General features: G+C 35.4%; 6 protein-coding genes. All 6 read left to right on the forward strand.

The annotated features are described in order from the left end of the window. The 6 genes from GXM17_RS01120 (at position 1) to GXM17_RS01145 (ending at position 12,654) form a co-directional block, all read left to right on the forward strand. Positions 1–1,476 carry a sulfatase family protein gene (locus GXM17_RS01120; protein ID WP_163397450.1) on the forward strand — a complete coding sequence of 492 codons (1,476 nt, stop codon included), beginning with the start codon at positions 1–3 and terminating at the stop codon, positions 1,474–1,476. Between the two features lie 82 nt (positions 1,477–1,558). After that, the gene (locus GXM17_RS01125; protein ID WP_163397451.1) at positions 1,559–4,240 is read left to right on the forward strand and encodes a glycoside hydrolase family 2 TIM barrel-domain containing protein; all 2,682 of its coding nucleotides are present in this window, start codon (positions 1,559–1,561) and stop codon (positions 4,238–4,240) included. A gap of 33 nt (positions 4,241–4,273) precedes the next feature. Further along, positions 4,274–5,314 (forward strand): GntR family transcriptional regulator, encoded by a 1,041-nt coding sequence (locus GXM17_RS01130; RefSeq protein ID WP_163397452.1) that lies wholly within the window; start codon positions 4,274–4,276, stop codon positions 5,312–5,314. A gap of 251 nt (positions 5,315–5,565) precedes the next feature. Continuing rightward, positions 5,566–8,607, forward strand: coding sequence for a glycoside hydrolase family 2 TIM barrel-domain containing protein (locus GXM17_RS01135; protein WP_163397453.1), 3,042 nt, complete (start codon positions 5,566–5,568; stop codon positions 8,605–8,607). A 14-nt stretch (positions 8,608–8,621) separates the two neighbouring features. Continuing rightward, positions 8,622–10,139: a sulfatase gene (locus GXM17_RS01140; RefSeq protein WP_163397454.1), complete on the forward strand. Its 1,518-nt coding sequence runs from the start codon at positions 8,622–8,624 to the stop codon at positions 10,137–10,139. Between the two features lie 52 nt (positions 10,140–10,191). Beyond that, positions 10,192–12,654, forward strand: coding sequence for an endo-acting ulvan lysase-like protein (locus tag GXM17_RS01145; protein WP_163397455.1), 2,463 nt, complete (start codon positions 10,192–10,194; stop codon positions 12,652–12,654). Positions 12,655–12,660: the final 6 nt, after the last annotated feature.

Here is a 12,660-nt window from a genome sequence, read left to right on the forward strand (position 1 = left end):
ATGAAATTCTATAAAATATCAATTGTTTTTTTCTTTTTAGTGCTATCACAAGTACATAGTCAACACACAAATAAAACTGTAAATAAAACGAAACCCAATATTGTTTATATCCTCACCGATCAATGGAGAGGTTCTGCCACAGGCTATAATGGTGACCCAAATGTAAAAACACCTAATTTAGATAAATTAGCCAAAGAAGCTGTCAATTTTGCCAATGCAGTTTCAGTTACCCCTGTATGTACTCCGCATCGAGCAGCTTTGTTCACAGGGAAATTCCCCACCACAACAGGGATGTTCTTGAATGATATTTATCTACCATCAGAAGAATTATGTATGGCAGAAATTTTCAAGGCCGAAGGCTATAGTACAGCCTATTGGGGCAAATGGCATTTAGACGGCCATGGTCGTGAAAACAATGTAGCACCCGAAAGACGTCAAGGATTTGATTATTGGAAAGGGACAGAATGTGACCACAACTACAATAAAGAACATTATTATGCTAATAATGACCCGAAAAAAAGATATTGGGAAGGCTATTCTCCATTTGCTATCACTAAGGATGCAAACCAATACTTGGCCGATCATGCCAAGGACAAAGAACCTTTTTTAATGCTTATCTCATTAGCAACTCCACATTATCCACATGATAGTGCGCCTGAAAAGTACAAAAAGATGTATCCTCCAAAGGATTTGGTTTTAGCTCCTAATATCCCTGAAAATTTAAAAGATAAGGTTCGTGATGAATTACAAGGCTATTACGCACATTGTACCGCTACTGACGAGGCTATCGGAACGGTTTTGGAACAAATCAAAAAGCTTAATTTATCTGACAACATTATTATTGTATTTACGGCTGACCATGGTGAAATGATGGGTGGGCATGGCGTAAAACCATTTGTGAAACAATTGGTTTGGGATGAGTCTGTACGTGTTCCTTTTTTAATCTCTTATCCAAATATCAAAAATAACAAAGGCAAAACAGTTCAAGCACCTATAACCACACCTGATATTTTACCTTCTTTATTAGGCTTAACTAAAATTGACATTCCAAAAGGAATTGAAGGTGAAGATATATCTTCATTAATCAAAAATCCAAATACAAAAGCTGATAGAGCGGCTTTGGTAATGAATGTTAGTCCTTTTGGGTCTAATTTTAATGATTCAGAGTATCGTGCTATTAGAACCAAACAATATACTTATATACGCACCACTGAAGGAGCTTCTAATTTGTACGACAATTTAAAAGACCCTTATCAAATGACAAATTTGCTAGATAAATCCGATTATGAAAAGATTCAAAAAGATTTAGAGAAGCAACTCAACAATGAATTAAAAAGGATAGGTGACGATTTTAAACCAAGAGAATTCTATATGAAAAAATGGAATTATACACTTGATCCATCTAAAAGAGCCATTGATTTTAGGAATTGGGATAAAGGCGAAGGCAAAGTGATTTCACCTAAAAGACAAAATTAGTTCAATCGCTATATTTATTATTTGATTATTCAAAGAAGGAACCTACTGCTTTACATCCAAAGTCAAAAAATAAAACCCAAAGATGAAAAATAATTTTTTAATCATATTCGTTTTTCTATTGCAAACTTTTTGTTCGCAATTAATAGCGCAAATTAAATATACGGTCAATGATGCATGGCAGTTTGTTCAAGATAAATCGATTACTGAAATTAACCAACTCAAAAATCATAAAGGTGTAAAAGTCGCTATCCCGCATACTTGGAATGACAAAGATGTGATGGATGAAGAAGAAGGTTTTTACCGTGGTGCCGGTTGGTACACTAAAACCATCAAAATCCCAACGGCTTACAAGGATAAGGAAGTTTTTCTGTTTTTTGAAGGCGTTGCTATGGTGTCTGAAGTGTATATCAATAATAAATTGGCCAATAAACATATTGGCGGTTTTACTCGTTTTGTAGTGCCTGTTTCTAAATTCATCGATTTTGATGCTTCCAAAAACACTACTTCATTTATGGTATTGGTAAAAGCCGACAATTCGTATGATGAGGATGTGCCACCCTTGCATGCCGATTTTACTTTTTTTGGAGGAATCTATCGCGATATCAATCTGGTAGTAACTGATAAAGTGCATTTTAGTATTGAAGATGATGCTGCCAATGGGGTGTTTATCACGACTCCAAAAGTATCTGCACAAAAAGGCGAGGTACAATTGAAAGTAAAAATCAAGAACGATGATAAAGCCAATCAGAATGTAAAATTGGTAACCAAATTAATTGGCCCAAATCAGCAATTGGTTTCAGAGAAAGTGCAAACGTTTAAGCTAAAATCAGGAATTGAAAATGAGTTTAATTTTGCGTTAAATTCGGTTAAAAACCCCCAATTATGGTCGCCAGATACGCCTAATATGTACAAAGTGGTTTGTGAAATTTTCGATGCAAAAACGAATCAAAAAATTGATGAATCAACTAATTCCTTAGGTTTTCGTTGGTTTGTATTTGATGTTGACAAAGGTTTTTTCTTGAATGGAAAACATTTAAAATTGGTTGGAACCAACCGCCATCAAGATTTTAAAGACATCGGAAATGCTGTTCCAGACCACATTCATGTCGAAGATATTTTGCGAATGAAGGAAATGGGGAGCAATTTTTTGCGCATAGCCCATTACCCACAAGATCCCATTATCCTTGAAATGTGTGACCGATTGGGAATTTTAACTACGGTTGAAACACCAATTGTGGATACCGTTACCGAATCTGAGGCTTTTACTCAAAATTGTTTGAGCGCCCAATTGGAAATGATTCGTCAAAATTACAACCACCCTAGTTTGATTATTTGGGCGTATATGAACGAGGTAATTTTGCATCCTCGATATGGTAATGATAAAGAACGTTACAAAAAATACACGAACTATATTGTGGAATTGGCTAAAAAAATTGAAAATCTAACCCGTGCCGAAGACCCATACCGCTATACGATGATTCCGAACCATAATGGCCTAGAACGCTATCATGAAGCTGGATTGACCGAGGTTCCAATGATTGTAGGCTGGAATATATATCTGGGTTGGTACGGTGGTTCTTATAACTTACTGCCTGAGAGAATTGAAAAATTTCATTCGACCATAAAAAAACCAATGATAATAACGGAGTACGGTGCAGGAGTGGACCCAAGGTTGCATACTCTAAATCCGATGCGTTTTGATTATTCTCAGGAATACGGAACCGAATTTCATAAATACTATCTTGAATATTTTATGAAACAAGATTTTATAGCCGGTGTCAACGTATGGAATTATGCCGATTTTAACTCAGAAGACCGTATTGATGCAGTGCAAAGTATCAATAATAAAGGTTTAGTTGGTTTGGATAGAAAACCCAAAGATGTGTTTTTTTACTACCAAGCTTCTTTATTCTCCAAACCATTTTTAGCCATTGCTACCAAAACTTGGAACCAACGTTCGCAAGTAGAAGATAAAGAGGGTTCGGGAGTTGCAACAATGCCAGTGCAAGTTTTTTCGAATCAAAATGAAGTAACACTTTTTATAAATGGAAAAAGTTTAGGAGCCAAAAAAGTAGAAGATAAAATTGCAATTTTCAATGTCCCTTTTGTTGACGGAATCAATCAGTTAGTAGCAAAAAGTGGCGATATAGTAGAGGATTTTTCTACGGTTTGTATCAATATTATTCCATTTTCGTTAAAAAACTTTCCAGCCGCAGGTTTTTCTATAAATGTAGGAGACCAACGCTTTTTTTATGATGACAAAATAGACCAAGCTTGGTTGTTTGACAAAGAATACACCCCAAGAAGCTGGGGGCACATTGGCGGAAAACCTTATGTGCGTCCTGAAAAAAATGTGCAACAACCTTATGGAGCGAAGCAAACCATCAAAGGAACTTTTAACGACCCTATTTACCAAACGCAGTTGGTAGGCATTGAGCAATACCGCTTTGATGTACCGCCTGGTCTGTATGAAATCAAATTGCATTTTGCCGAATTAGAAGGTTCAAAAGCCAAGCATCTAGCTTTTGATTTAACCGAAGAATCAAAGGAGGTTACTAAGGTGGCTAACCGTAAGTTTTCGGTACTGATTAATGATAAAAAAGTAATTGAAAATCTAGATTTATTGGGAGATTATGGCGAATACCAAGCGGTCAAAATTAAATCGGAAGTGAGTGTCAAAGAAGGCGAACCATTGCTAGTGAATTTCAAAAAAATAGTAGGTGAACCTGTTTTGAATGCGATAGAGATTTATAAAAAGCTTTAATAGGGGGAAATAAAATAACTAAAAAATTAAATTATGAAAGAGTTGTCAATAAATATTAATAAAGTTGCATCAATACCATTATATCAACAGATTGTGGAAGAAATTATTAATGAGATTGTATGTGGAAAGCTTAAAATGTATGACAAAATGCTTTCTATAAATGAATTTAGTAAAAATTATGCTGTATCTAGAGATACGGTAGAAAAAGCATATAAAGAACTAAAAAAAAGAAATGTAATCATAGCTCAGAAAGGAGTTGGCTTTTACATTAATAGCACGAAGCTCGTAAAAAAGAAAAAAATCATTTTTTTTATTAATAAACTAAGTTCTTATAAGTTGAAAATATATTATTCTTTTTTGGAAGTTATAGGTGAGCAGTATCATACTGATTTTGAGGTTTACCATTGCGATGAGACTTTATTTTTAAATTTAATGGAGAAACATTTTAATAATTATGATTATTATGTGATTATGCCTCATTTTAAAACCCAAAATGGGGACACAACTAATTATTTTAAAAACTCGATTAGTATCATTAAGTCTATTCCCTTAGATAAGTTGGTAGTAATGGATAATGACGAATTAAATATTGATGGGAATGTAATCGAAATTTATCAGGATTTCGAAAATGATTTGTACAATGCGTTAAATGCTGCGACTGATAAAATAAAAAAATACAAAAATTTTTTTTTGGTGGCTCCAACACAAAGTATTGCATATTTAAACAAAATTTCGCAAGGATTTCAAAAATTTTGCTCAGAAAATTTTTTTCAATTTGGGATTTTAGATCAGATTTCGGATACTACTATTATAAACATCGATAGTCTTTATATTATTGTAGAAGATGACTCTTTGGTGAAAATTTTAGATTTAATTTCAGCTAAAAATTATTTATTGGGTCAAGATATTGGTGTTTTATCGTATAATGAAACACCTTTAAAAAGGTTGTTGAACATAGCTGTTGTATCCACGAATTTTGTTAATATGGGAGAAACGGCGGCAAAAATGATAATCAAAAATGAAAAAGGAAGAATTAAAAATCCTTTTCAATTTATCGACAGAAGTTCAATATAAATTTATTAATTGCATTATTTTATTTAGGTTTTATTATTAATATAATAGCCATTTTTTTCTAAGAAATTTAAAAAATACGTAATAAGTATTAGTGCTTTCTTAATGAATATCTTCTGCATTTTTTAACTCTTTAAAGCCTACAAAGCAGGACAAATTACTTTCCGAGATATCTGAAATTTAGACCTGTTAATTACAAATTAAATTTTTATTCTAATCAATTGTAATGCTTTATCAAAATTTAAGATAATTTAATGAAAAAATTAAAAGATGAGTTCTTAATAATTAGTTTGTTTTTTGCCATTTTTAAAATTGGATATGCTCAGCGAACCCAAACGAATTTCAATCAAAACTGGCGTTTTATTTTAGAAGATAAAAACCTTTTTTCAGCTAAAGAATTCGATGATAGTTCATGGCAAAATCTAAACATTCCGCACGATTGGTCTTTTGAAAAAGGCGTTCGAAAAGGCGGAGACCAAGGACAAGGTGGTGGTTATCACGATGGCGGCATTGGTTGGTATCGTAAATCGTTTGTTGTTAAAAAAGAAAGCCTTTCGAAAACAAACTACATCAATTTTGATGGAGTGTATATGAATAGTGAAGTCTGGATAAACGGGAATTATTTAGGCAAAAGACCTTATGGTTACATCAGTTTTAGATATGATATTTCAAAATATTTGAAAGAAGGAAAAAACACTATCGCTGTTAGAGTCGATAATAGTTTAGAACCTTCGGCACGCTGGTATCATCCTTGTGGAATATATGCTTCTGTAAAATTGATTACGGTCAACAAAACGCATATTACTCCAAATAGCATCTTTATCACAACTCCAAAAATTGAAACAACAACGGCTACGGTAAATGTGAAAATCGATTACGAGAATCCTGTAAATGGATTGGAATGCAAACTTTCTATTGTTTCTCCAGCGGGTAAAACAATTAAAACCGCCATTCAAAAAATTGACGATTCAAAAACTAATAATTCAATAGAAATACCTAATCCTAAATTATGGAGTCCTGAAACCCCAGTTTTATATCAGTTAATCACTCAAGTAATTCAAAATAAAAAAGTAATTGATGAAATAAAGACAAACTTTGGTTTTAGAACGGTCGAATGGAAAACGGAAACTGGTTTTTGGCTCAACGGAAAAAATGTGAAGCTAAAAGGCGTTTGTGAGCATTGGGAAGGTGGACCCGTAGGCGGTGCTTGGACTAAACCAATGTTGCGTTGGAAATTACAATTGTTAAAAAATATGGGCATCAATGCCATTCGTCCTTCGCACAATCCAACTCCTCCAATGTTTTATGACATTTGCGACGAAATAGGCTTGCTTGTTATGGACGAAATTTTTGACGGTTGGCACAAAAAAGCACCTCAAGACTATGGTAAACAGGCGTTTGACCAATGGTGGAAAGCCGATATGAAAGAATGGATTACCCGAGACCGCAACCATCCGAGTGTTTTTGTGTATAGTTTGGGGAATGAAACACATAGTGCCGTAGCACCTGAATTAGTGAAATTTGGTAAAAGTTTTGACGATACTCGTTTGTTTTCATCAGGAGCAGGAAATCCTGAGGATATGGATATCACAGGGATAAATGGTGGTTCAGAAACCAAAACATTCTTAGAGTCTGCCAAATTTGATAAACCATTTGTATCAACTGAAGCACCACATACTTGGCAAACACGTGGGTACTATAGAACGCAAACTTGGTGGCGTGATAACGAATTGCCAGGAACCTATCCGTTACCTAATTTAACCGAAAAGGAAATCTTTTTTTATGAAGGTTTAGACCCAAAAAAATGGAAGAATAGAAAACAACGTTATAATTCCTCTTATGACAATGCTACGGTTCGTATTTCTGCTCGTAAAAATTGGGAAGTCATGCGTGATACGCCTTGGCATAGCGGGCATTTCCGTTGGACAGGTTTTGATTATTATGGCGAAGCGGGTTTGGTTCACGGTGGTTTGCCTTTCAATCTGTTTATGGGTGGTGCAGTTGATGTGGCGGGTTTTGAAAAAGATTTGTATTATTTCTACCAAAGCCAATGGACTAAGGAAACCATGGTACATATTTTGCCACATTGGACACATCCAAGAATGAAAAAAGGAACGGTAATTCCGGTTTGGGTCTATTCAAATGCCGATGAGGTAGAGTTATTTTTAAACGGAAAATCATTAGGAAAAGGCAAACCTGGAACTGTTTGGAACGAAATGCAATGCGATTGGATGGTGCCTTATGAAGAAGGAAAACTAGAAGCCGTAGCTTATAAAAACGGTAAAGAAGTAAAACGAGTAGCAATTGCAACAAGTGGTGTACCTCAATCTTTAAAAAACAGTCTCAATAAGCTAAAAGCTGAGGACGGATTTTCGTCAAGTTATATTTTTACAAGTGAATCCATAGATTCGAAAGCGAATCTTTATCCTTATGGAGAAAACAGAGTCTATTATCATATTTCAGGTGATGTCGAAAAAGTGTCTATGGAAAACGGAAATCCTATCGATTCCATTAGTCGTACCAAATCGGATTTTAAAACTTTATTTTTTGGAAAAGGACGTTTATTTTTAAGAGAAAAAGAAAATGCTAAAAATGCTTCGGTTATCACGGCTTCTATATTGGGTGACAAAGCATTGTATATTTCTAACCTGATTTCAATTGATGTACAAGAAATGGGATTGATAGGAAAAATTTCCCAATCAAAATTTGAAATTTTATATACCACTAATGGCGCTGACCCTCAAAAACAGGGAACTGTTTATACCAAGCCATTCGAAGTAAAAAACAATACTACAGTCAAAGCTATTGTGAAACAAAATGGAAAATTGATTTTAGCGTTAGAAGAAACCTTCGGCGCTAACGAAGGTTTGTTTTGGGGAGATGAAAAATCAGCTAATATTTGGAATGGTAGAGGGGTAAATATTGCCGCTGAAGAAGCTATTTTAAAAGGGGGTGCAAAAACGAGTAATGAAGCGCAACATTTTAAAGGAACTGGTTTTGTGAAATTTGATAATAAGGAAGGTAGTATTACTTTTTACCAAGAAAATGATGGTGAAGCAGGCGATTTTAGTATTCGATTCAGATACATGCACAACGACAAGGACAAAAAATACCCAATGAAGTTATTTGTAAACGACACCTATATCAAAACCTTTGAATTTAATGCAACAGGAGGCTGGATACAAAACTGGGAATTTGTAAACACTATTGTAAATTTTAAATCGGGTGCCAATAACATCCGATTGGAAACAACAGGTCAAAGTGGTCCTTATATTGACGAACTTTTTATTGATTAATGCAAAAAACACAAATGAAAAATAGAAGTAAAATAATAGCAATACTGGCGTTCGTTTTAGCTGGAACAACAATTACGGCACAATCTAAAATTGCTCAATCACCCAAACCCAATGTGTTATTTATTGCGGTTGATGATTTGAATACATGGTTGGGCTGCTTAAATAATTATTCGAATACCAAAACGCCAAATATAGACAGACTAGCAGCTAGAGGGGTGCTTTTCTCCAATGCGCATTGCCAAGCACCTTTGTGTGGGCCTTCTCGTGCTTCGATTATGTCGGGTTTGCGTCCGTCATCAACAGGAATTTATGGAATGATAGCGGATGAGAAAATACGTTCCGAAAATCCTGCTACCAAAGAGATAGTCTTTCTTCCAGAATATTTCAAAAATAATGGCTATCACACCATGGGAATTGGGAAACTATTTCACGATTTTGCTCCCAAAGGCGTTTTTGATGAAGAAGGCGGCAGAGTCAAAGGCTTTGGCCCTTTGCCCAAAAAACGTTTTGTTTGGGATGGTTTAGGCCCAGCAGACAAAACCAAATACGGACGCACCAGTACCGATTGGGGTGCTTTCCCTGAACAAGATGAACAAATGCCAGACCATCAATCGGTCAATTGGGCTATTGATCGTCTGAATAAAAAATACGACCAACCTTTTTTTATGGGGGTTGGATTTTTGCGTCCTCATGTGCCGTTGTATGTACCTCAAAAATGGTTTGATATGCATCCGCTGGAAGGCATTCAGGTTGCTCCTTATTTGTCAGATGATTTGAAAGATGTGCCACAAGTGGGATTGGATATCAATGATTTGCCTATGATGCCTTCTACCGAATGGGCGATTCAAACGGGGGAGTGGAAGAAAATGATTCAAGCCTATTTGGCTTGTGTTAGTTTTGTTGATTATGAAATTGGTCGTGTTTTGGATGCTTTGGATAACAGCGAGCATAGCGCTAATACCATCATTGTTTTATGGTCAGACCATGGTTATCGTTTGGGCGAAAAGGGAACTTTTGCCAAACACGGTTTATGGGATTCAGCTACTAAAGCGCCTTTGTTATTTGTGGCACCCAATTTGCAAAAAGGAAAAGTAATTGATACACCTGCCGAAATGCTTTCCATTTATCCAACACTTTTAGAATTGTGTAACCTACCTGCTTACAGCCGAAACGAAGGAATTAGTTTGGTAGCAACAATGAAAAGCGATAAAGTAGCAAATAAAGCCTGTGCGCTTACTACTTATGGTGAAAATAATCATTCGGTAAACCAAGGAAGATTTAGATTTACACAATATGAAGACGGAGGACAAGAATTGTACGACCATAAAATTGACCCTAACGAATTTACTAATTTGGCTAATTTTGCAGAGTATAAAAATGAAATCAGAAAACTAAAAAAATACTTCCCTAAAACCAATGAAAAATGGGACAAGAATTCATCTTATACCTTCCAACCTTATTTTGTGAAACAAAAAGCGCAAAGCAATGGAGAGGAAGTCAAACCAGTGAATGTAATTGGCGCCGACCAGTAATTTGTTTTTAGCAGTAACCCTAAAGTAATTTATAATTTTAAAAAAAAGTACCTTGAAAAAGTTAATAGTCTTGTTTTTCCTCCCGATTTGTTGTCTTGTTAGCACTCATTTTAAAGCGCAATCCTTACAACATCCAGCCATTTGGGTGACCAATGAAGAGCGTCCACAAATTTTAGAGAAAATAAAAAAATACGATTGGGCAAAAAGCATGCTCAATCAGTTGCATCAGCGTGTGGATGGAGCACTCCAAAAACACCAATCGGATCCTAATGCGATTTTGAATTCCGTCCCAGCTTTTGCCAAACACGACCGTGAAAATTCAGAGCAAAAAGCAGGACCTCTAGCGTCAGCGCACAATAAAGTGTTGGCACTTGCCTCGGATGCAGGTTATTTGTATTATTTGACCCAAGACGAGAAATATGCCCAATTTGCAGCAGATATTTTGGGCGTTTATATTGATCATATTACGCCTTTAACTCCTCAAACGACTACTATTTGTGGCTATGAGTTTTTTGACCCAAGGACTACTTATGGACCTTTTGCCATAACCTATGATTTTATTTATCCGTATTTAAAACAAGCCAATGCAACGGTCTATTCTAAAATGCAAAAAAAGCGCATTCCTTTTGACAATGCAAAAGCTCAAAAAGCAATGGCTAATGTAGCTGGTAATGTATTGCAAGAATATGGCAAACCCGACAAGCATGGTAAAACCATTTCGAATCATCCTATCTTAACAGCCTCGGGAGCTTTGTTCAGTATTTTATGTATTGAAGATGATAAAGAACGTCAGCGCTTGTTTGATGTTTTTTGGGAAAAAGGAACGGCACACCAAAATTCATTTAAAAATACGATTCTACCCATGTTTGGAGAGCAAGGCGTCTGGCCGGAATCGTTGAGTTATAGTTTTATGCCCATTATTACGATGACTTTAAATATTGTAGATCGTATTTATCCAGAAATGAATGTAACTCAGGAGAATAAACACATTTTGAATGGCAATTTTTTGTTTGATTATCTAAGGCATCCAAACCGAACATTTGTACGTTTTGGTGACTCCAAACGAAATAATGATAGTACCGACGACCTTTATCGCTACACTTTGGATATTGCCGAAAGAAGAGGTTATGATGATATTAAACAAAAGGCACAACTGGCTTTAAAACAAACCAATGAAGCCAATGGAGGATATAAGCCTAAATTAGGTGATAATATTTTTAACAATTTTCAAATACTAGACTTGTTTTGGGGACATCCTATTCCTGAAAAAATTGATGGACATATTAATTTTAATAAACCTACGGTAATCGTAAAACATGCAGGTATAGCACTACAACGTAATTATGTTGCCAAAGAAAATGAAATTTATGGTTTGTGCGGTATCATTGGAGGTGCTTCGTATGTGCATTCGCATTTAACCGGGATTTCTATGGAATTGTATGGCGCTGGTTATGTAATGGCTGCCAATGCTGGACTTCCTGCTACTGTTGCAGAACGTAAAATTCCGCTTCATGAAAAATATTTCAGATTGTATGCCGGTAATAATTCGGTAATTGTGAACGGAAGTTCTCATGGTTTGGATGAAGGTTCCTGGAAAGGAGATGCTTATGTTTGGCAAAACAATACTGTAAATATAGCTGCTGAGCCGAAACATTTGGAAAACCCGATTGCTGAAAATTTTAGCTTTGCTACTCAATTTTTGAAGGACGAGGTTAATAATTGTGTTCAGGAACGAACACTAAGTACGATTCGAACCAGTGAAAAAACAGCCTATTATTTGGATATTTTCCGTTCTAAATCGAATGGCGAAAATAAATTTCATGATTATATCTATCACAATATTGGCGATGAAACTATTATAAAAAATGAAAAAGGACAGCTTTTATCTTTGAAAGAAACCGACCGTTACAACAATGATATAGGTGACCCTGTGCAATCACCAGGATGGCGCTATTTTGAAAATACCAAAGTAACCGAGTCCATAAAAGATGGAGTGGATGTGACTTTTAAAATTGATTTTGATAAAAAATACATGCACATGATGGTACCAAAAGGAGTGGAACGTGAATATACCTCCGCCTTAGCGCCACCCACACGTGAGGCTGAAAATGGGTATCTAAAAAAGAAAACACAAGTCGTGGCTATCAGACAAAAAGGAGAGGCCTGGGACAAACCTTTTATGGCTGTTTTTGAACCTTCTTTAAATTCCGAATCTAGTGTTCAAAGTGTAGAGCCTTTGATGGATGGTAATAAAGTAGTGGGAGCCAAAGTGATTTCTAAAATAAATAAAACGCTAATTACCGACTATATTATTTGTCAGGATAAAGCAGATTCTGTTTATTCGAATAAAGATTTGAAATTAAATTTTGAAGGTCGTTTTGGCATTGTAAGAGTAGAAGAGGTTAAAGGAAAAAGGACCGTAAGTCTGTACATTGGTGAGGGGAAAAAAATAGGTTTTGTTTCTTTTGAGGTGAAAGGAGACGATCAAAATCGTGCTTTTAAAACTTTTTTGTAATTCCAC

Source organism: Flavobacterium fluviatile (genome assembly GCF_010645065.1).
Lineage (GTDB): Bacteria > Bacteroidota > Bacteroidia > Flavobacteriales > Flavobacteriaceae > Flavobacterium > Flavobacterium fluviatile.

Coding starts and splice junctions, on each gene's coding strand:
- GXM17_RS01130 (WP_163397452.1), top strand. CDS start 4,274: ATGAAAGAGTTGTCAATAAATATTAATAAAGTTGCATCAATACCATTA.
- GXM17_RS01120 (WP_163397450.1), top strand. CDS start 1: ATGAAATTCTATAAAATATCAATTGTTTTTTTCTTTTTAGTGCTATCA.
- GXM17_RS01125 (WP_163397451.1), top strand. CDS start 1,559: ATGAAAAATAATTTTTTAATCATATTCGTTTTTCTATTGCAAACTTTT.
- GXM17_RS01135 (WP_163397453.1), top strand. CDS start 5,566: ATGAAAAAATTAAAAGATGAGTTCTTAATAATTAGTTTGTTTTTTGCC.
- GXM17_RS01140 (WP_163397454.1), top strand. CDS start 8,622: ATGAAAAATAGAAGTAAAATAATAGCAATACTGGCGTTCGTTTTAGCT.